The organism is Streptomyces sp. NPDC055254 (assembly GCF_053606025.1).
Genome location: NZ_JBSGQV010000013.1, coordinates 79,958 through 99,990 on the forward strand (window position 1 = coordinate 79,958; position 20,033 = coordinate 99,990).

Annotated in this window: 18 protein-coding genes; 9 read left to right on the forward strand and 9 right to left on the reverse strand. The window is 71.3% G+C overall.

Features of this window, described 5'->3' with window-relative positions:
• Window positions 1–190: 190 nt before the first annotated feature.
• From gap to pgi, 6 genes are all read left to right on the forward strand, one after another.
• Complete coding sequence (gene gap, locus ACWFQ8_RS15795; RefSeq protein ID WP_453786788.1) at window positions 191–1,195, forward strand: type I glyceraldehyde-3-phosphate dehydrogenase; 1,005 nt, start codon at window positions 191–193, stop codon at window positions 1,193–1,195.
• Window positions 1,196–1,337: 142 nt separating this feature from the next.
• Window positions 1,338–2,549, forward strand: coding sequence for a phosphoglycerate kinase (locus ACWFQ8_RS15800; protein ID WP_453786789.1), 1,212 nt, complete (start codon window positions 1,338–1,340; stop codon window positions 2,547–2,549).
• A 6-nt stretch (window positions 2,550–2,555) separates the two neighbouring features.
• On the forward strand, window positions 2,556–3,332 hold the full coding sequence (gene tpiA, locus ACWFQ8_RS15805) for a triose-phosphate isomerase (RefSeq protein ID WP_453786790.1): 777 nt from the start codon (window positions 2,556–2,558) through the stop codon (window positions 3,330–3,332).
• 142 nt (window positions 3,333–3,474) lie between these two features.
• The gene (gene secG / locus ACWFQ8_RS15810) at window positions 3,475–3,705 is read left to right on the forward strand and encodes a preprotein translocase subunit SecG (protein WP_150522109.1); all 231 of its coding nucleotides are present in this window, start codon (window positions 3,475–3,477) and stop codon (window positions 3,703–3,705) included.
• 181 nt (window positions 3,706–3,886) lie between these two features.
• Entirely contained in the window at window positions 3,887–4,222 is a 336-nt protein-coding gene (locus ACWFQ8_RS15815; protein WP_007263454.1) for an RNA polymerase-binding protein RbpA, read from the forward strand.
• Between the two features lie 173 nt (window positions 4,223–4,395).
• Window positions 4,396–6,051 carry a glucose-6-phosphate isomerase gene (pgi, locus tag ACWFQ8_RS15820; RefSeq protein ID WP_453786864.1) on the forward strand — a complete coding sequence of 552 codons (1,656 nt, stop codon included), beginning with the start codon at window positions 4,396–4,398 and terminating at the stop codon, window positions 6,049–6,051.
• Window positions 6,052–6,103: 52 nt separating this feature from the next.
• Here the strand turns inward: pgi and pgl are convergent, their stop codons facing one another.
• The 5 genes from pgl to tkt all read right to left on the reverse strand — a co-directional run bounded on the left by pgl (window position 6,104) and on the right by tkt (window position 12,832).
• Window positions 6,104–6,886, reverse strand: a complete 783-nt coding sequence (gene pgl / locus ACWFQ8_RS15825; RefSeq protein WP_453786791.1) for a 6-phosphogluconolactonase — start codon at window positions 6,884–6,886, stop codon at window positions 6,104–6,106.
• 132 nt (window positions 6,887–7,018) lie between these two features.
• Complete coding sequence (gene opcA, locus ACWFQ8_RS15830) at window positions 7,019–8,065, reverse strand: glucose-6-phosphate dehydrogenase assembly protein OpcA (RefSeq protein ID WP_453786792.1); 1,047 nt, start codon at window positions 8,063–8,065, stop codon at window positions 7,019–7,021.
• Complete coding sequence (gene zwf, locus ACWFQ8_RS15835; protein WP_453786793.1) at window positions 8,062–9,588, reverse strand: glucose-6-phosphate dehydrogenase; 1,527 nt, start codon at window positions 9,586–9,588, stop codon at window positions 8,062–8,064. The genes opcA and zwf overlap by 4 nt, the downstream gene beginning before the upstream one ends.
• 5 nt (window positions 9,589–9,593) lie before the next feature.
• The gene (gene tal / locus ACWFQ8_RS15840) at window positions 9,594–10,712 is read right to left on the reverse strand and encodes a transaldolase (protein ID WP_453786794.1); all 1,119 of its coding nucleotides are present in this window, start codon (window positions 10,710–10,712) and stop codon (window positions 9,594–9,596) included.
• Window positions 10,713–10,747: 35 nt separating this feature from the next.
• On the reverse strand, window positions 10,748–12,832 hold the full coding sequence (gene tkt / locus ACWFQ8_RS15845; protein WP_453786795.1) for a transketolase: 2,085 nt from the start codon (window positions 12,830–12,832) through the stop codon (window positions 10,748–10,750).
• 377 nt (window positions 12,833–13,209) lie between these two features.
• On the opposite strand from tkt, the gene ACWFQ8_RS15850 reads away from it, so the two are divergent.
• The 3 genes from ACWFQ8_RS15850 to ACWFQ8_RS15860 all read left to right on the forward strand — a co-directional run bounded on the left by ACWFQ8_RS15850 (window position 13,210) and on the right by ACWFQ8_RS15860 (window position 15,802).
• Complete coding sequence (locus ACWFQ8_RS15850; RefSeq protein WP_453786796.1) at window positions 13,210–14,151, forward strand: heme o synthase; 942 nt, start codon at window positions 13,210–13,212, stop codon at window positions 14,149–14,151.
• Between the two features lie 24 nt (window positions 14,152–14,175).
• A complete protein-coding gene (locus tag ACWFQ8_RS15855; RefSeq protein WP_453786797.1) occupies window positions 14,176–14,544 on the forward strand; it encodes a hypothetical protein in 369 nt (122 codons plus the stop codon).
• A 154-nt stretch (window positions 14,545–14,698) separates the two neighbouring features.
• Complete coding sequence (locus tag ACWFQ8_RS15860; RefSeq protein WP_453786798.1) at window positions 14,699–15,802, forward strand: amidohydrolase; 1,104 nt, start codon at window positions 14,699–14,701, stop codon at window positions 15,800–15,802.
• 64 nt (window positions 15,803–15,866) lie between these two features.
• On the opposite strand, the gene ACWFQ8_RS15865 is transcribed toward ACWFQ8_RS15860, so the two are convergent.
• The 4 genes from ACWFQ8_RS15865 to ACWFQ8_RS15880 all read right to left on the reverse strand — a co-directional run bounded on the left by ACWFQ8_RS15865 (window position 15,867) and on the right by ACWFQ8_RS15880 (window position 19,769).
• The gene (locus ACWFQ8_RS15865; RefSeq protein ID WP_453786799.1) at window positions 15,867–16,856 is read right to left on the reverse strand and encodes a COX15/CtaA family protein; all 990 of its coding nucleotides are present in this window, start codon (window positions 16,854–16,856) and stop codon (window positions 15,867–15,869) included.
• Window positions 16,857–16,860: 4 nt separating this feature from the next.
• The gene (locus tag ACWFQ8_RS15870) at window positions 16,861–17,994 is read right to left on the reverse strand and encodes a hypothetical protein (RefSeq protein WP_453786800.1); all 1,134 of its coding nucleotides are present in this window, start codon (window positions 17,992–17,994) and stop codon (window positions 16,861–16,863) included.
• 84 nt (window positions 17,995–18,078) lie between these two features.
• Window positions 18,079–18,846 (reverse strand): ABC transporter permease, encoded by a 768-nt coding sequence (locus ACWFQ8_RS15875; RefSeq protein ID WP_453786801.1) that lies wholly within the window; start codon window positions 18,844–18,846, stop codon window positions 18,079–18,081.
• The gene (locus ACWFQ8_RS15880) at window positions 18,843–19,769 is read right to left on the reverse strand and encodes an ABC transporter ATP-binding protein (protein ID WP_453786802.1); all 927 of its coding nucleotides are present in this window, start codon (window positions 19,767–19,769) and stop codon (window positions 18,843–18,845) included. The genes ACWFQ8_RS15875 and ACWFQ8_RS15880 overlap by 4 nt, the downstream gene beginning before the upstream one ends.
• Between the last annotated feature and the right edge of the window lie 264 nt (window positions 19,770–20,033).

Below are 20,033 nucleotides of genomic sequence, written 5' to 3' on the forward strand. Positions count from 1 at the left end.
CTCACCCTGTGTGACGGGGCGCAAAGTCCCCGGGGTCCCGCCGGGAGCTTCCCGTACGGGGTCCGGGGGCGTGTCAGGTCCCCGCCGATGTCACTCGAAAGCTCACAGAGAGGTAGGGTCGTAAGCGGTCGGGGACATCCCATACAGCTCGCCGGCGCACTGACCGGCGCACCAACGAGGAGATCGGTTCGTGACGATCCGCGTAGGCATCAACGGTTTTGGCCGAATTGGCCGCAACTACTTTCGGGCGCTCCTGGAGCAGGGAGCGGACATCGAGATCGTCGGTGTCAACGACCTGACTGACAACGCCACCCTGGTGCACCTTCTCAAGTACGACACCATCCTGGGCCGCCTCAAGCACGAGGTCACCCACACCGCCGACACCATCACGGTCGGTGGCAACACCTTCAAGACCTTCGCCGAGCGCGACCCCGCGAACCTCCCCTGGGGCGAACTGGGTGCCGACATCGTCATCGAGTCGACCGGCATCTTCACCAAGAAGGCCGACGCCGCCAAGCACATCGCCGCCGGCGCGAAGAAGGTCCTCATCTCGGCTCCGGCCAAGGACGAGGACATCACGATCGTGATGGGCGTCAACCAGGACAAGTACGAGGCGGCCAACCACCACGTCATCTCCAACGCCTCCTGCACCACCAACTGCGTGGCGCCGATGGCCAAGGTCCTCCTGGAGAACTTCGGCATCGTCAAGGGCATGATGACGACGGTCCACGCCTACACGAACGACCAGCGCATCCTGGACTTCCCGCACTCGGACCTGCGCCGCGCCCGCGCCGCCGCCGAGAACATCATCCCGACCACCACCGGTGCCGCCAAGGCCACCGCGCTGGTGATCCCGGAGCTGGCGGGCAAGCTCGACGGCATCGCGATGCGCGTCCCGGTCCCGACCGGCTCCGTGACCGACCTGGTCATCGAGCTGGAGCGCGAGGTCACCAAGGACGAGGTCAACACCGCCTTCCAGAAGGCCGCGGAGGGCCAGCTGAAGGGCATCCTCGACTACACCGAGGACGCGATCGTCTCTTCCGACATCGTGAACTGGCCCGCGTCCTGCACCTTCGACTCCTCCCTGACGATGGTCCAGGGCAAGAACGTCAAGGTCATCGGCTGGTACGACAACGAGTGGGGCTACTCCAACCGTCTCGTGGACCTTACGGTCTTCGTCGGTGGCCAGCTCTAAGGTCGCCCCGGTACCAAGGCAAGGCACCACGATGTGAGCACAGGGTCCGGGCAGCGCGACGAAGCGCCGCACGGGCCCTGTCGCTTGCCTCGTTCTCCCTTCCTCGCCCTCCGGGTGAAGGGCTCACAAGGAGTAGGAACACATGAAGACGATCGACGAACTGCTCGCCGAAGGCGTCAAGGGCAAGCGGGTCTTCGTCCGCGCGGACCTGAACGTCCCGCTCGCCGAGGGCGTTATCACCGACGACGGCCGCATCCGCGCCGTGCAGCCCACGATCGCGAAGCTCGCCGAAGCCGGCGCCCGCGTCGTCGTGGCCTCGCACCTGGGCCGCCCCAAGGGCGCTCCGGACCCTGCCTTCTCGCTCGCCCCGGCCGCGAAGCGCCTGGGCGAACTGCTCGGCGCGGACGTCGCGTTCGCCACCGACACCGTCGGCGACTCCGCCCGCGCGACCGTCGCCGCCCTCACCGACGGCCGGGTCGCCGTCATCGAGAACCTGCGCTTCAACGCCGGTGAGACCGCGAAGGACGACGCCGAGCGCGGCGCCTTCGCGGACCAGCTCGCGGAGCTCGCCGACATCTACGTCGGCGACGGCTTCGGCGCCGTCCACCGCAAGCACGCCTCGGTCTTCGACCTCCCCGCCCGCCTGCCGCACGCGGCCGGCTCCCTCATCGCCACCGAGGTCGGCGTCCTGAAGAAGCTGACCGCCGAGGTCAAGCGCCCGTACGTGGTCGTCCTCGGCGGCGCCAAGGTCTCCGACAAGCTCGCCGTCATCGACGAGCTGCTCGGCAAGGCCGACCGCATCCTCATCGGCGGTGGCATGGCCTACACCTTCCTCAAGGCCCTCGGCCACGAGGTCGGCATCTCCCTGCTCCAGGAGGACCAGCTGGAGAAGGTCACCGAGTACATGCAGCGGGCCAAGGACACCGGCGTCGAGCTGGTGCTCCCCGTCGACGTCCTGGTCTCCCCCGAGTTCCCGAACCTGAAGACCAAGGCTCCCGCCGACTTCGAGACCGTCGCCGCGGACGCGATCCCGAAGACCAAGGAAGGCCTGGACATCGGCCCGAAGACGCGCGAGCTCTACGCGTCCAAGATCGCCGACGCCGAGACCGTCTTCTGGAACGGCCCGGTCGGCGTCTTCGAACACCCCGACTACGCGGGCGGCACCACCGCCATCGCGCAGGCTCTCGTCGACAGCAACGCCTTCACCGTCGTCGGCGGCGGCGACAGCGCTGCCGCGGTCCGCATCCTGGGCTTCGACGAAAACGCTTTCGGCCACATTTCCACCGGTGGCGGCGCCTCCCTCGAATACCTTGAGGGCAAGACGCTCCCCGGTCTCGCCGCCCTGGAGGGCTGACACTTCATGACCACGCGCACCCCGCTCATGGCGGGCAACTGGAAGATGAACCTCAACCACCTGGAGGCCATCGCCCACGTCCAGAAGCTCGCCTTCGCACTGACCGACAAGGACTTCGACGCCGTCGAGGTCGCCGTGCTGCCGCCCTTCATCGACCTGCGCTCCGTGCAGACCCTGGTCGACGGCGACAAGTTGAAGATCAAGTACGGCGCCCAGGACCTGTCGGCGCACGACTCCGGTGCCTACACCGGTGAGATCTCCGGATCGATGCTGTCGAAGCTGAAGTGCTCGTACGTGGCCGTAGGCCACAGTGAGCGCCGCCAGTACCACGGTGAGAACGACGAGATCTGCAACGCCAAGGTCAAGGCCGCGTACCGGCACGGGATCACCCCGATCCTGTGCGTCGGCGAGGGCCTGGACGTCCGCAAGGCCGGCGAGCAGGTCGCGTACACGCTGGCCCAGCTCGACGGCGGCCTCAAGGACGTCCCGGCCGAGCAGGTCGAGTCCATCGTGATCGCGTACGAGCCCGTGTGGGCCATCGGGACCGGCGAGGTCGCCACCCCCGAGGACGCCCAGGAGGTCTGCGGAGCGATCCGCGGCCGTCTCGCCGAGCTCTACTCGCAGGAGCTGGCCGACAAGGTCCGCATCCAGTACGGCGGCTCGGTGAAGTCCGGGAACATCGCGGCGATCATGGCCCAGCCCGACGTCGACGGCGCCCTGATCGGCGGCGCGGCGCTGGACGCGGAGGAGTTCGTCAAGATCGTCCGCTTCCGCGACCAGTGAAGTTCGCTGTGAGTATGCGGTAGGACGGATCCGTCGTACCCTTGCGGGGGCCAGGAGGCTGAACAGCAGCCACTGGCCCCCGCGCACGTACCAGCAGAGCCGGAAAGCCAGAAAAGCCAGAAAGTAGGAATCAGCCGTGATTATGGGGTTCTCGATCGCCCTGATCGTCTTCAGCGCCCTGCTGATGCTGCTCGTGCTGATGCACAAGGGCAAGGGCGGCGGCCTTTCCGACATGTTCGGCGGCGGCATGCAGTCGTCGGTCGGCGGTTCCTCCGTCGCGGAGCGCAACCTGGACCGGATCACCGTCGTCGTCGGTCTGCTGTGGTTCGCCTGCATCATGGCGCTCGGTCTCCTGATGAAGTCGAGCAGCTGACCGTTCTCGCCATTCCGGCAGTCCGGTCGGCCCCGCCCGGCCTACTATGGGACCCGGCGTCCATGACATGGAACGAGTAACTCCGTTCGCGGGACGCGCGTTGGGCCTTACGTAGACTTGGGCGCCCGCGGCGGACATTTCCCTCACGCTCCGCGGCACCATCACGCAGGGAGTTACGACCGTGGCAAGTGGCAACGCGATCCGTGGCAGTCGGGTCGGAGCGGGGCCGATGGGTGAGGCCGAGCGCGGCGAGTCCGCGCCCCGCCTGCGCATCTCCTTCTGGTGCTCGAACGGGCACGAGACGCAGCCGAGCTTCGCCAGCGACGCGCAGGTGCCGGACACCTGGGACTGCCCGCGCTGCGGGTTCCCGGCCGGCCAGGACCGGGACAACCCGCCGGCGCCGCCGCGCACCGAGCCGTACAAGACGCACCTGGCGTACGTACGGGAGCGACGCACGGACGCCGACGGCGAGGCGATCCTCGCCGAGGCGCTCGCCAAGCTCCGCGGCGAGATCTGAGACCGCACGGCATCGTGAGTCATGGGGCCCGGCCCCGCAGGAACCATCCCTGCGGCGCCGGGCCCTTCGCGTGCGCCCGCCCCGAAGGCGCCTGTCCGTTACGCCGCCGCATATCCCTTAAGTTGGAGACCGGCGGGGCACGACAGGACGGAAGAAGTGGGTTGATGTCCGAGATGAACGCAGACAGCCGTACGAAGCTCAACCGGATGCCGGAGTGGCTCGCACTCGGCAAGCACCGGGAGGAGTTCGGGCAGACGCATCTGCGGGAGCTGTTCGAGGAGAATCCGGGACGCGGCTCCGGCTACACCCTGCGCGCCGGGGACCTGCACGTCGACTACTCGAAGCACCTCGTGACCGACGAGACGCTGGCACTGCTCCGCGAGCTCGCCGCGGCGACGGGCGTGGCCGAGCTGCGCGAAGCGATGTTCAGCGGCGAGAAGATCAACACGACCGAGGACCGGGCGGTGCTGCACACCGCACTGCGCGCGCCCGCGGACGCCGTGGTCGAGGTGGACGGCGAGAACGTCGTCCCCGCCGTGCACGCCGTACTCGACAAGATGGCGGCCTTCAGCGACCGGGTCCGGTCGGGGGAGTGGACCGGCTCCACCGGCAAGCGCATCAAGAACGTCGTCAACATCGGCATCGGCGGCTCCGACCTCGGCCCGGCGATGGCGTACGAGGCGCTGCGCGCCTTCGCCGACCGGGGCCTGACGCTGCGTTTCGTCTCCAACGTCGACGGCGCGGACCTGCACGAGGCCGTACGCGACCTGGACCCGGCCGAGACGCTGTTCATCATCGCCTCCAAGACCTTCACGACCATCGAGACCATCACCAACGCCGAATCGGCGCGCGACTGGCTGCTCGCGGGGCTGGGCGGCGACCGGGCCGCCGTGGCACGCCACTTCGTGGCCCTGTCGACCAACGCGGAGAAGGTCACCGGCTTCGGTATCGACCCGGACAACATGTTCGAGTTCTGGGACTGGGTCGGCGGCCGCTACTCCTTCGACTCCGCCATCGGCCTCTCGCTGATGATCGCGATCGGCCCGGACAACTTCCGCGAGCTGCTCGGCGGCTTCCACACCATGGACCGGCACTTCCGCACGGCGCCGCCCGAGGAGAACGTCCCGCTGCTGCTGGGGCTGTTGGGGATTTGGTACGGGGCCTTCTTCGACGCCCAGGCGCACGCGGTGCTCCCCTACAGCCACTACCTCTCGCGTTTCACGGCGTACTTGCAGCAGCTGGACATGGAGTCCAACGGCAAGTCCGTGGACCGGCAGGGCGATCCGGTGGAGTGGCAGACCGGCCCGGTGGTGTGGGGTACGCCCGGCACCAACGGGCAGCACGCCTACTACCAGCTGATCCACCAGGGGACGAAGACCATCCCCGCCGACTTCATCGGCTTCGCTCGGCCGGTGGCGGAGCTGTCGCCGGAGCTGGCGGCCCAGCACGACCTGCTGATGGCGAACTTCTTCGCGCAGACCCAGGCGCTCGCCTTCGGCAAGACCCCCGACGAGGTGCGGGCGGAGGGTGTCCCCGAGCCGCTCGTCGCGCACAAGACCTTCCGGGGCAACCACCCCACGACCACCGTCCTGGCGGCCGAACTCACCCCGGCGGTGCTGGGGCAGCTGATCGCGCTCTACGAGCACAAGGTGTTCGTCCAGGGCGCGGTGTGGAACATCGACTCCTTCGACCAGTGGGGCGTGGAGCTCGGCAAGGTCCTCGCCAAGCGGATCGAGCCGGCCCTGACCGACGGCGCCGAGGTGGCGGGGCTGGACGCCTCGACGAAGGCCCTGGTGGCGACGTACCGGCGGCTGCGCGGCCGGAGCTGACCCGCACGGCGAAGCGCCCCGCACCGGAAGGTGCGGGGCGCTTCGCCGTACGTCAGGAGGAGGCCCGCGGGTACAGGTCCGCCGGCAGCTTGGCGGCCGCCGCGCGGTCCAGGAGCCACAGGGTGCGCGAGCGGCCGTACGCGGCCGCGGCCGGTGCCTGGACCTGGCCCGCGCCCCCGAGGGCGATGGCCACCGCGCCCGCCTTGTCCTCGCCCGCCGCCAGCAGCCAGACCTCCCGGGCCGACCGGATCGCCGGGAGCGTCAGGGAGATCCGGGTGGGCGGGGGCTTCGGGGCGCCGTGGACGCCGACCACCGTGCGCTCGCTCTCGCGGGCGGCCGGGTGCTCAGGGAAGAGGGAGGCCACGTGCGTGTCCGGGCCCACGCCCAGCATCAGCACGTCGAAGCGGGGGACCGGGCCGTGGTCCTCCGGTCCGGCCGCGCGCGCCAGCTCGGCCGCGTACGAGGCGGCCGCCGCGTCCACGTCGGCCCCGTACGGGCCGTCCGAAGCCGGCATGACGTGCACGCGGGCCGGGTCCAGCGGGACGGCGTCCAGCAGGGCCTCACGGGCCTGCGTGTGGTTGCGCTCGGGGTCGTCGGCGGGAACGTAGCGCTCGTCGCCCCACCACAGGTCCAGCCGCGACCAGTCGATCGCGTCCCGGGCCGGGGCGGCCGCGAGGGCCGCGAGCAGGCCGTTGCCGTTGCGGCCGCCGGTGAGGACCACGGACGCCGCGCCGCGGGCGGACTGCGCGTCCACGACCGTCGTGATGAGCCGGGCCGCCGTGGCCTGCGCCATCAGCTCCTTGTCCCGGTGGACGACGACCTGGGGAGTCGTCATACCCATGTGCTGCCGCCTTGTCGGTAGTTCGGGGTCGACGGGGCTCCGCCCCGGACTCCGCGACCCGATCGCCGGCGGGCTGGATTCCTCCAGCCCGCCGGCGTCCGAGGACCGGGTCCGGGCGGAACCCGCTTACTTGGCCGCGGGCTTCTTCGCCGGCTTGGCCGCCGGCTTCGGGGCCGGGGCCTCCGCCGGAGCCGCGGCCCCGGCGGCCTCGGTCGCGGGCGCCCTGTCCTTCGGCGGAGCCGCCTGCGCGGCGTCCAGCTTCGCCACGCCGAACTTCAGCGAGGACTCGTACGTGTTGTCCGGGTCCAGCCGGCGCAGCTCCTCCGCGAGGAGCTCGGCCGTCTCGCGGCGCTTGAGCGCCACCGCACGGTCGGGCTGCCCCGGCATGCACAGCGTGGCCAGCGCCCCGTCCGCCCGGTCCAGGACGATGTCGCCGTCCTTGGTCTCCAGGCGTACGGACGTCAGGCCGGGTCCCGACGACAGGGTGCGCCGGACGGGGACCTGGAGCCGGTCCGCCAGCCACATGGCCAGCAACTCGCAGCTCGGGTTGTCGTCCTCGCCCTCGACGGTCGCGGAGACGACCGCGAGGTTCTGCTGGTCCAGCGCGGCCGCCAGCATGGAGCGCCACGGGGTGATCCGGGTCCAGGACAGGTCCGTGTCCCCGGGCGCGTAGGCCGCCGCGCGGGTCGCGAGCGTTCCGGTCGGGTCCTCGCAGGAGTACGTGTCCGTGATCCGGCGCTGGCCCAGCACCCCCAGCGGGTCGCCCGCCAGGTCCGCCGGAGCGCCGTGCGGCCACCAGACGACCACGGGGGCGTCCGGCAGCAGCAGCGGGAGCACCACGGACTGGGCGTGGTCGACCAGTTCGCCGTGCAGGCGCAGTACCACCGTCTCGCCGCTGCCGGAGTCCGCCCCGACGCGCACTTCCGCGTCGAGACGGGCGTCGCGGCGGCTGCGCGGCGAGCGGCTGACCCGCTTGATGACGACGACGATCCGCGAGGGGTGCTCGTGGGACGCGTCGTTCGCCGACTTGAGCGCGTCGTACGCGTTCTCCTCGTCGGTCACGATCACCAGCGTGAGCACCATGCCGATGGCCGGCGTGCCGATGTCCCGGCGCGCCTGCACCATCGCGGCGTTGATCTTGCTGGAGTTGGTCTCCGTGAGGTCGATCTTCATGGCCGGCGCCAGCTCCGTCCGTCTCGTGCGAGCATCTCGTCCGCCTCGACCGGTCCCCAGGTGCCCGACGGGTACTGGGCGGGCTTGCCGTGCTTGTCCCAGTACTCCTCGATCGGGTCGAGGATGTTCCAGGACAGCTCGACCTCCTGGTGACGCGGGAAGAGGTTCGCGTCGCCGAGGAGCACGTCGAGGATGAGCCGCTCGTACGCCTCGGGGCTCGACTCCGTGAAGGACTCGCCGTAGGCGAAGTCCATCGTGACGTCCCGGACCTCCATCGAGGTGCCCGGAACCTTGGAGCCGAAGCGCACCGTCACGCCCTCGTCCGGCTGGACCCGGATGACCAGGGCGTTCTGCCCCAGTTCCTCGGTCGCGCCCGACTCGAACGGCAGGTACGGGGCCCGCTTGAAGACGACCGCGATCTCGGTCACCCGGCGGCCGAGCCGCTTGCCGGTCCGCAAGTAGAACGGCACTCCCGCCCAGCGGCGGTTGTTGATCTCCAGGCGGACGGCCGCGTAGGTGTCGGTCTTCGACTTGGGGTCGATGCCGTCCTCTTCGAGGTACCCGACGACCTTCTCGCCGCCCTGCCATGCCGCCGAGTACTGGCCGCGCACGGTGTACTTGCCCAGGTCCTCGGGCAGCTCCACCGCGGTCAGCACCTTGAGCTTCTCGGCCACGAGCGCCTTGGGGTGGAAGGAGCCGGGCTCCTCCATCGCCGTGAGCGCCAGCAGTTGGAGCAGGTGGTTCTGGATGACGTCGCGGGCCGCGCCGATGCCGTCGTAGTACCCGGCCCGGCCGCCGATGCCGATGTCCTCGGCCATGGTGATCTGCACGTGGTCGACGTACGACCGGTTCCAGATCGGCTCGAACATGGTGTTGGCGAAGCGGAGCGCCAGGATGTTCTGGACGGTCTCCTTGCCGAGGTAGTGGTCGATCCGGAAGACCTCGTCCCGCGGGAAGACCTCGTGGACGACCTTGTTGAGCTCCTCGGCGCTCTTCAGGTCGTGCCCGAAGGGCTTCTCGATGACGGCGCGCCGCCAGGAGCCCTCCTTCTGGGCCAGCCCGTGGTCCTTGAGCTGCTGGACCACCTTGGGGAAGAACTTGGGCGGGACGGACAGGTAGAAGGCGAAGTTGCCGCCCGTGCCCTGCGCCTTGTCCAGTTCCTCGATGGTGGCCTTGAGGGTCTCGAAGGCCGCGTCGTCGTCGAAGTCGCCCTGGACGAACCGGCAGCCCTGCACCAGTTGCTGCCAGACCTCCTCGCGGAACGGCGTGCGCGAGTGCTCCTTGACGGCCTCGTACACCTCCGTCGCGAAGTCCTCGTGCTCCCACTCCCGGCGGGCGAAGCCGATCAGCGAGAAGCCCGGCGGGAGCAGGCCCCGGTTCGCCAGGTCGTAGACGGCGGGCATCAGCTTCTTGCGCGACAGGTCACCCGTAACGCCGAAAATGACCAGGCCGGACGGCCCCGCGATGCGCGGGAGCCGCCGGTCCTGTGCGTCACGAAGCGGGTTCGCTCCGTTCACAGTCAAAGTGTTCAGGCCTCCGTGGGGGCGAGGCGCTGGAGCTCCGCCTCGGTCGACTTCAGCAGGTCGTTCCAGGACGCCTCGAACTTGTCGACGCCCTCGTCCTCGAGCAGCTGCACCACATCGTCGTACGAAACGCCCACCTTCGCGACCGCGTCGAGCTCGGCGCGGGCCTGCGCGTAGGTGCCGCGCACGGTGTCACCCGTGATCCGGCCGTGGTCGGCGGCGGCCTCCAGGGTGGCCTCCGGCATGGTGTTCACCGTGTTCGGTGCGACCAGGTCGTCCACGTACAGGGTGTCCTTGTACGCCGGGTCCTTGACGCCCGTCGAGGCCCACAGCGCGCGCTGCTTGTTGGCTCCGAGGCGCTCCAGGGCGCTCCAGCGGTCCGAGGAGAAGACCTCCTCGTACGCCTCGTAGGCCAGACGGGCGTTGGCGAGCGCCGCCTTGCCCTTGAGGGCCTTGGCCTCGTCGGTGCCGACGGCGTCCAGGCGCTTGTCGATCTCGGTGTCCACGCGGGACACGAAGAAGGAGGCGACCGAGTGGATCAGGGACAGGTCCAGGCCCGCGGACCTGGCCTTCTCCAGACCCGCCAGGTACGCGTCCATGACCTCGCGGTAGCGCTCCAGCGAGAAGATCAGCGTGACGTTGACGCTGATGCCCCGGCCGATGACCTCGGTGATCGCCGGCAGGCCGGCCTTGGTCGCCGGGATCTTGATCAGCGTGTTCGGGCGGTCCACCAGCCAGGCCAGCTGCTTGGCCTCGGCGACGGTCGCCGCGGTGTCGTGCGCCAGGCGCGGGTCGACCTCGATCGACACGCGGCCGTCCTGGCCGTCGGTGCGGTCGTAGACCGGGCGCAGGATGTCGGCGGCGTCGCGGACGTCCGCCGTCGTGATCATGCGCAGGGCCTCTTCCACGGTGACCCTGCGGGTGGCGAGGTCGGCGAGCTGCTGCTCGTAGCCCTCACCGCTGCTGATGGCCTTCTGGAAGATCGCCGGGTTGGTGGTGACACCGACCACGTGCGACTGGTCGATGAGCTCGGCCAGGTTGCCGGACGTGATGCGCCGGCGGGACAGGTCGTCCAGCCAGATCGCGACACCCTCGTCGGAGAGGCGCTTGAGTGCGTCTGTCATGGGAATTGCACCTCCTACTTGGTTCTCGTACGGCGTCAGCGCGCGGCGGCGAGGGACTCGTGGGCAGCGGCGGCCACGCGCTCGGGAGTGAAGCCGAACTCGCGGAACAGCACCTTCGCGTCGGCGGAGGCGCCGAAGTGCTCCAGCGAGACGATCCGGCCCGCGTCACCGACGTAGCGGTGCCAGGTCAGGCCGATGCCCGCCTCGACCGCGACGCGTGCCCGGACGGAGGGCGGCAGGACGCTGTCCTTGTAGGCCTGGTCCTGCTCCTCGAACCACTCGACGGACGGCATCGAGACGACGCGGGTGGGAATGCCCTGGGCCTGGAGCTGCTCGCGGGCCTCCACGGCCAGGTGCACCTCGGAGCCGGTGCCGATCAGGACGACCTGCGGCTCGCCGCCGGTGGCCTCGAACAGCACGTAGCCGCCCTTGGCCGCGTCCTCGTTGCGCTCGTAGGTCGGCACGCCCTGGCGGGTCAGTGCCAGACCGTGCGGGGCGCCCTTGCCGAACACCTTGGTGTGGCGGCGCAGGATCTCGCGCCAGGCGACGGCGGTCTCGTTCGCGTCGGCCGGGCGGACGACGTTCAGGCCCGGGATGGCGCGCAGCGAGGCGAGGTGCTCGACCGGCTGGTGCGTGGGGCCGTCCTCGCCGAGGCCGATGGAGTCGTGCGTCCACACGTAGGTGACCGGCACGTGCATCAGCGCGGAGAGGCGGACGGCGTTGCGCATGTAGTCGGAGAACACCAGGAAGGTGCCGCCGTAGATACGGGTGTGGCCGTGCAGCGCGATGCCGTTCATGGCCGCGGCCATGGCGTGCTCGCGGATGCCGAAGTGGATGGTGCGGCCGTACGGGTCGGCCTCCGGCAGCGGGTTGCCCACCGGCAGGAACGAGGATTCCTTGTCGATGGTGGTGTTGTTGGAGCCGGCCAGGTCGGCCGAGCCGCCCCACAGCTCCGGGATGACCGCGCCGAGGGCCGCGAGCACCTTGCCGGAGGCGGCCCGGGTGGCGACGCCCTTGCCGGCCTCGAAGAGGGGGAGCTCCTCCTCCCAGCCCGCGGGCAGCTCGTTGGCCTGGATCCGGTCGAACTCGGCGGCGCGCTCCGGGTTGGCGGTGCGCCAGGCGGAGAAGTCCTTCTCCCAGGCGGCCTTGGCCTCGCGGCCCCGGTCCAGCGCCTTGCGGGTGTGCGCGATGACCTCGTCGGAGACCTCGAAGGTCTGCTCCGGGTCGAAGCCGAGGACGCGCTTGGTGGCGGCGACCTCGTCGTCACCGAGCGCGGAGCCGTGCGAGGCCTCGGTGCCCTGGGCGTGCGGGGCGGGCCAGGCGATGATCGAGCGGGCCGCGATGAACGACGGCCGGCCGGTCTCGGCCTTGGCGGCCTGGAGCGCGGCGAACAGCGCCTTGGGGTCGAGGTCGCCGTTCTCCTGCTGCTCGACGCGCTGGACGTGCCAGCCGTACGCCGCGTAGCGCTCCAGGGTGTCCTCGGAGACGGCCGTCTCCGTGTCGCCCTCGATGGAGATGTGGTTGTCGTCCCACAGCAGCACCAGGTTGCCGAGCTTCTGGTGGCCGGCCAGGGCGGACGCCTCGTGGGAGATGCCCTCCTGGAGGCAGCCGTCGCCCGCGATCGCGTAGATCATGTGGTCGAAGGGGGAGGTGCCCTCCGCCGCCTCGGGGTCGAACAGACCGCGCTCGTAGCGGGAGGCCATGGCCATGCCCACCGCGTTCGCGATGCCCTGGCCGAGCGGGCCGGTGGTGGTCTCGACGCCGGCGGTGTGGCCGTACTCCGGGTGACCGGGGGTCTTGGAGCCCCAGGTGCGGAAGGCCTTGAGGTCGTCCAGCTCCAGCCCGAACCCGCCGAGGTACAGCTGGGTGTAAAGGGTGAGCGACGAATGCCCGGCGGAGAGGACGAAGCGGTCGCGGCCGACCCACTCGGGGTCCGCCGGGTCGTGCCGCATCACCTTCTGGAAGAGGGTGTACGCGGCGGGGGCCAGGCTCATCGCCGTACCGGGGTGGCCGTTCCCGACCTTCTGGACCGCGTCCGCGGCCAGGATGCGGGCGGTGTCGACGGCCCGCTGGTCCAGTTCGGTCCACTCGAGCTCTGTGGTGGTCGGCTTGGTGCTCACCGTGGGTCAGGGCTCCTCTCCACATGTCTGTTCCCGGTGACGAACGGTGCACCGGCGCGATTCCGAGCCTACCCCCGTCACGGCGTGCAACTATTCGAGTGTCCGCACTCCGTCACCTCCCCGGCAGCGCCTGTTCACCTGGCCGTCGGTGCCCGGCGGGGGCCGCCGGGGTGCCCCTCGTGCATCCGTCCGACGTCCGTCGGACGCCCCGCGGACGTCCGCCCGGCCGCTCCGATCGGCCCAACACGAGGCGACCCCCGCGCGGGGCGACGTAAGGGCAACGTCTAGAGTGGCGTGGTACGCGCAAGCCCTTACCGGCCCTTCATGTCTTGAACGGTCCGAACCGGGGCTTGCTGGATTCTCTCTCAGGGGTGCGTGTGACGGCCGTCGAATCCCGTCCAGCGGGGGTGCTCGGGACGAGCCCCGGTCACCGGCCGTTCGGGGCCCGGGTCATGGCTTTCGTGGCATTGACCAAGCCGCGGATCATCGAACTTCTGCTGATCACCACAGTGCCGGTGATGTTCCTCGCCGAGCAGGGCGTGCCCTCCCTCTGGCTGGTCCTCGCGACCTGCTTCGGCGGCTACTTGTCCGCGGGCGGCGCCAACGCCCTGAACATGTACATCGACCGCGACATCGACGCCCTGATGGACCGGACCTCGCAGCGCCCGCTCGTGACCGGCATGGTCAGCCCGCGGGAGTGCCTGGTCTTCGGCATCACCCTCGGCGTGGTCTCCACCCTGTTCTTCGGTCTGCTGATCAACTGGCTGTCGGCCGCCCTCGCGCTCGGCGCCCTCCTCTTCTACGTCGTGGTCTACACGATGCTGCTGAAGCGGCGCACGGCGCAGAACATCGTCTGGGGCGGCATCGCGGGCTGCATGCCGGTGCTCATCGGCTGGTCGGCCGTCAAGGACGAGGTCTCCTGGGCCGCGGTCATCCTCTTCCTCGTCATCTTCTTCTGGACGCCGCCGCACTACTGGCCGCTGTCGATGAAGGTCAAGGACGACTACGCGCGGGTCGGCGTGCCGATGCTGCCGGTGGTGGCGGGCAACCGGGTCGTGGCGCGCCAGATCGTCTTCTACAGCTGGGTGATGGTGGCGGTCTCGCTGCTGCTGACCCCGCTGGGGTACACCGGCTGGTTCTACACCTCGGTCGCGCTGGTGGCCGGCGGCTGGTGGCTGTGGGAGGCGCACGCGCTGCACGCGCGGGCCAAGGCCGGGGTGACGGGCCCGAAGCTCAAGGAGATGCGGCTGTTCCACTGGTCGATCACGTACGTGTCGCTGCTCTTCGTGGCGGTGGCCGTGGATCCCTTCCTCCGCTGATTACTCGCCGGTAGCATGCTGTACATGGCAGACACCGCAGACACCGCAGGCCCGGCGGACACCGCAGGCAGCGCGGACAAGAAGCAGGACCGTACGGCCGCGAAGCTGGCCAAGCAGATCGGCGCGTTCGCCAAGCAGCACGGCGGCGCCGAGGGCCACCTCGCCCACATCGGCCAGGCCGGCACCCGCATCGTGCTCGTCGGCACGGACGGGGGCTGGGGCGACCTGGTGGCCCCGACCTACGAGGCGGCCCGGCTGGCCGCACAGAAGGCCGGGCTGACCCTCCAGGAGGAGTTCGACGGCGAGTTCGCCGCGCGGGTGCGGACGGGCCCGTACGAATGGACCCGCATGGCCGGCATCCAGCTCGGCGGGCCGGCGAACCCGGCGGCCTGAGCCCCTGCTCCGGGCCCGTCCCGCGACCCGCTCGTCCCGGCTTGCTCCGTACGGGTGAGCCGCTCGGTCAACAGCGCGAGCAACACCTCGCACCCCGCTCACCCGTTAGGACGTGTGGAAGCCCCTTCCTCACGTCCGCAAACGGGATGCCCGGATGATCGAAACGCCGCCCCTGGTGGACCAGTACTGCCACGGAGTACTCCGTGCGGAGCTGGGCCTGGGCACCTTCGAGGCCCAGCTGTTCCCCTCGGCGGGCCCGCCCGCCCCCGGCACCACGTCCTTCGACACCCAGACCGGATTCGCCGTGCGCCGCTGGTGCCCGCCGCTGCTCGGCCTGGAGCCGCACGCCACCCCCGTCCGGTACCTGGCGAGGCGGCGCGAGCTGGGCGTCACCGAGTCGGCGCGGCTGCTGCTGAGGGGGTCCGGGGTCGCGGCCTACCTGGTCGACACCGGGGAGGCCGGGGACCTCACCGGACCCAAGGAACTGGCGCTGGCCGGGGACGCCGATGCCTTCGAGGTGGTCCGGCTGGAGCTGCTCGCCGAGCAGGCGGCCGACACCTCCGGCACCGTGGGTGCCTTCCTCGCCAACCTCGCCGGGGCCGTGCACCACGCCGCCACCGGGGCGGTGGCCTTCTCCGCCCGGGCCGGCGCCGCCGTCCTGGCCTCCGGGCCCGAGGCGCCCGCCCCCGGCGAGGTGCGCGCGGCGGCCGGACGCTGGCTGGCCGGCCGGCCCCGGGGAGGGCCGGTCCGGGATCCCGCACTGCGGAGGCACCTGCTGTGGAGCGCGGTGGCCTCGGGGCTCCCGCTCCAGCTCCGGCTTCCCGCGGACGGCGCCGGGCGCGTACTGGACCCGGCGCCGCTGACCGGCTTCGTACGGGCCACCGCCGGGCTCGGTACCCGGCTGGTGCTGCTCGGGGGGTACCCGGACCACCGGCACGCGGCGCGCCTGGCGGCGCAGTTCCCGCACGTCTACGCCGACGCCGGGGCAGCCCTCGGGCGGACCGGGGCCCGGGCCGAGGCGGTGCTCGGCGAGCTGCTGGAGCTGGCGCCGTTCGGGAAGCTGCTGTTCTCCAGCGGCGGGGGCCGGCTGCCGGAACTGCACGCGGTGGGCGCCCTGGTGTTCCGGGAGGCGCTGGGGCGGGTGCTGGGCCGCTGGGCCCGCGACGGGGCCTGGTCCTGGCGGGACGCGGAGCGGGTGGCGGCCATGATCGCGGCGGGCAACGCCCGCCGCGTCTACCGGCTGGACGAGCGGGGCTAGCGCTGTGACCGGCTAGGTCCACCGGGTTGCGACGCCCGGCACGGCACCAGCCGCTCCGGACCGCTCAGACGGTGGAGAGGCGGGACTCGTCCCGGGCCCCGGTGCCGGCCTGGTCCGTCGGCCGTTCGCGCAGGCTCAGCGCGACCCGCAGCGTGGCGATCCAGACCAGGCAGGAGCCGAGCATGTGGGCGGCGACGAGCAGCTCCGGCAGTTCGGTGAAGAACTGGACGTAGCCGACGGCGCCCTGGGCGAGCAGCACGATCAGCAGGTCGCGGGCGCGGGCCCGGGTGTCGGCGGGAGCGTCGACCACCCGCAGGACCAGCCACATGGCGACGGCCAGCAGGCACACCACCCAGGCGGCGACGGCGTGCACGTGCGCGGTGGCCGCCCAGTCGAACGGCATCCGCTCGATCTCGCTGCTGTCGCCGGCGTGGGGTCCGGAGCCGGTGACCACCGTGCCCGCCGCGATGAGCACGAAGGTGGTCGCGAGCATCGCCCAGGACAGCTTGCGCACCGGGCCCGGCACGCGGGGCCGGGTCGGGGTGTCGCCCTCGCCGGTGCGCTGCCAGGTGACCGTCGTGACGGTGATCAGCGCGGTGGCGAGCAGGAAGTGCCCGGCCACGCTGTACGGGTTGAGGCCCGTCATGACGGTGATCCCGCCGAGCACGGCGTTGGCCAGCACGATGAGGAACTGCAGCCAGCCGAGCCGGGTCAGCGCGTGGCGCCACGGCTTGGCGGAACGGGCCGCGAGGATGGCCCAGCCGACCGCCGCGGAGAGCACGTACGTCAGCAGCCGGTTGCCGAACTCGACGGCGCCGTGGAAGCCCTGGGCCGGTGTCGCCAGCAGGCTCTCGTCCGTGCACTTGGGCCAGGTGTCGCAGCCGAGGCCGGAACCGGTCAGCCGCACCGCGCCGCCGGTGACGACGATGGCCACGCTCATCAGGAGCGCGGCGAACGCGGCCCGACGGACGATCCGGGGTGACGGAGTCCAGCGGTTGGCGATGTATGCGAGGGGGTTGAACACGGCACCTATCGTAGGCGGCGTCTTGTGCAAAGTTTCACGAGGGGGTGGCTACGGGAGCGTCGGGGCCGACGGTCAGCCGGAACCGGGCCCCCGCCGGGTCGCCCTCCTCGTGCCACCACAGCCGGACGCGCCAGTGCGCGCTGTCGCCCGGGTAGTCCGCCGAGCCCACGAAGCCGCGTACCACTTCGGACGCCACGTCCTCGGCTGTCCGGTTCCGCACTTCCGTGGCGCTGTGCCAGGGATGGTCCTGTACGTTCCACAGCCCGTCGGGGCCGCGCACCTCGACGCGCCACACCGCGAGCCAGGGTGTGACCTCCAGCATCGTGCGCACCTGCTCGCCGTCGAGGCGCAGCCGTGCGGCGATCGCGGACTCCGCCACGCCCTGGATGCGGGCGGCCACCACGGCCTGCGGCAGCAGCCGTCCGGGCAGCAGGCCCTCCGCGCGCAGGTTCACCAGGGAGTCGAAGGACAGGAAGCGCAGGCGCAGTTCCAGCTGGCGGTCGATGTGGTCGAGTGCCTCCTCGGCCTCCTCCGCCGCCTCCGCGCCGGGGCCCGCGAGGAGCAGGTGCCGGAAGTCCGCCTCCGCGGCCACCGCCCAGGCCACCGCCTCCTCGGCGAGGCCCAGCTCCGCGAGCCGGTCCCCGAGGAACACCTTGGCCTGCGCGAGACCCCGCCGGTTGACCGGCTCCCGCTGGTCCAGGCCCGTCCACACCTCGACCGCCGTCCGGGTCAGGTCGCGGGCGCGTTCGCCGGCCGCCCGTTCCATGGGGCTCGGGCCGTCGGTGGCGCCGGGGCCCAGCGGATGCCTCGGCAGCCGGTCCGCGTCGCTCAGCGGCCAGGCCAGCCAGACCCCGTGGTTGATCAGCCCGCGGGCGTACCAGCGGGCGTACTCGGGGGAGTACGGGGCCGCCCGCTCGGAGCTGCGCAGCCCCTCCTCGATCGTGGCGAGGGCCGCGGCGCGGTCGCCCTCGGCGAAGCGCAGGGCGGCCCGGTCGGCGAGGCGCAGCCCCAGCAGGGCCACGCAGTGGGGGTCGTCCTGGAGCGTCCGCAGCGCACTGATCAGGTCGTCGAGGAGCCGTTCGCGTTCCGGCGGGGGTGCCTGCGGGGCTCCCGTCCGCATCCGTGCCCACTGCTCGTCCAGCCGTAGAACGGCCTCTCGCTCCGCCATGTCCGCCCCCCGGCGTCGTGGTCCGCGCACCTCATGGGTGAAGGCGTCCATAGTCGCGGGAAGGCCGACCGCGGCGAAAGGGTTTCATTCCCAGCGGAAGAACCGCGCGGCGGCGCCCAGGCCGAGCACGGCCCAGACCGCCAGCACGGCGGCGTGGCCCCACGGCAGCGCGGCCCCGCCCTGGAGCACCTCGCGCAGCCCCTGGGACAGGGCCGAGATGGGCAGCAGCTCCAGCGCGGACCGCACCGCGCCGGGGAACTTCTCCAGCGGCACGATCACCCCGCCGCCGACCAGTAGCAGCAGGAACACCAGGTTGGCGGCGGCCAGGGTCATCTCGGCCTTGAGGGTGCCCGCCATCAGCAGGCCCAACCCGGAGAACGCGGCGGTGCCCAGCAGGAGCAGCGCGGCGACCGACAGCGGGTTCCCCTGCGGGGACCAGCCCAGCCCGAGGGCGATCACCGTCAGCAGGGCGACCTGGAGCACCTCGGTGACGAGCACCGACAGGGTCTTGGCGGCCATCAGCGCCCAGCGCGGCAGAGGAGAGGCCCCGAGCCGCTTGAGGACCCCGTAGCGGCGGTCGAATCCGGTGGCGATGGCCTGTCCGGTGAAGGCGGTGGACATCACGGCGAGGGCCAGGACCCCGGGGGCGAGGAAGTCCACGGACTTCCCGGCGCCGGTGTCCACGATGTCGACGACGGAGAACAGGGTCAGCAGCAGGGCCGGGATGATCACGGTGAGCAGCAGCTGCTCCCCGTTGCGCAGCAGCATCCGGGTCTCCAGGGCCGTCTGCGCGAGGATCATGCGGGAGACGGGGGCCGCTCCCGGGCCGGGGACGAACGTACCGGCGCTCATGCGCGCAGCTCCTTGCCCGTGAGTTCGAGGAAGACGTCTTCGAGGGTGTGCCGCTCGACCGAGAGGCTGTCCGGCATCACCCCGTGCTGCGCGCACCAGGAGGCGACCGTGGCCAGCAGCCGGGGGTGGACGTCGCCGGTGACCCGGTAGACGCCCGGGGTGAGCTCGGCGGCCTCGGTGCCGTCGGGCAGCGCCTTCAGCAGCGACGCGAGGTCGAGGGAAGGGCGGCCGGTGAAGCGCAGGGTGTTCTCGGCGCCGCCCCGGCACAGCCGCTCCGGGCTGCCGTGGGCGATGACGCGGCCCGTGTCCACGATGGCGATCTCGTCGGCGAGCTGCTCGGCCTCGTCCATGTGGTGGGTGGTGAGGACGACGGTGACCCCGTCGGCGCGCAGTTCCCGTACGAGGTCCCAGGTCGCTCGGCGGGCCTGCGGATCGAGGCCGGCGGTGGGCTCGTCGAGGAAGACCAGCTCCGGGCGGCCGACCACGGCCATGGCCAGGGAGAGGCGCTGCTGCTGGCCGCCGGAGAGCCGGCGGTAGGCGGTGCGGCCGCACCCGCCGAGCCCGAGGCGTTCCACCAGGAGGTCCACGTCGAGCGGGTCGGCGTACAGCTTGGCCATGTGGCGCAGCATCTCGACGGCGCGGGCTCCGGAGTACACGCCTCCGGACTGGAGCATCACGCCGATCCGCGGGCGCAGGGCCGCGGCCTGCGCGATCGGGTCGAGGCCGAGGACGCGGACGGTTCCGGCGTCGGGGCGGCGGTAGCCCTCGCAGGTCTCCACCGTGGTCGTCTTGCCCGCGCCGTTGGGGCCGAGGACCGCCGTGACGGAGGCCCTGGGGACGGTGAGGTCCAGGCCGTTCACGGCGGTCCTGGGGCCGTACCGCTTCACCAGACCGCGGATCTCCACGGCGGGGTCGTTGCTCATGGGGGTTGAGTCTACGGAGCCGTGCGGGGGGTCCCGGGTCCCGGGGTGCGGGGGTGACGGGCCCCTTCGGCCCGCCGCCTTTTCGCGAGCTTCCCGCCCGCGGGTTCGGATATCGCGACTTTTTTCGTCCGGCGGATCCCGGACGGCCCAGCGGGTTTCCGTGATCTTTTCCGGCACCCGGTCGTTACCTTGCCGGAGCCCGCCGTGGGCGCGTACGTGCTGGTGGGAGCCGTGCGGCGATATGTCAGAGGGGTCCGCGGTGAA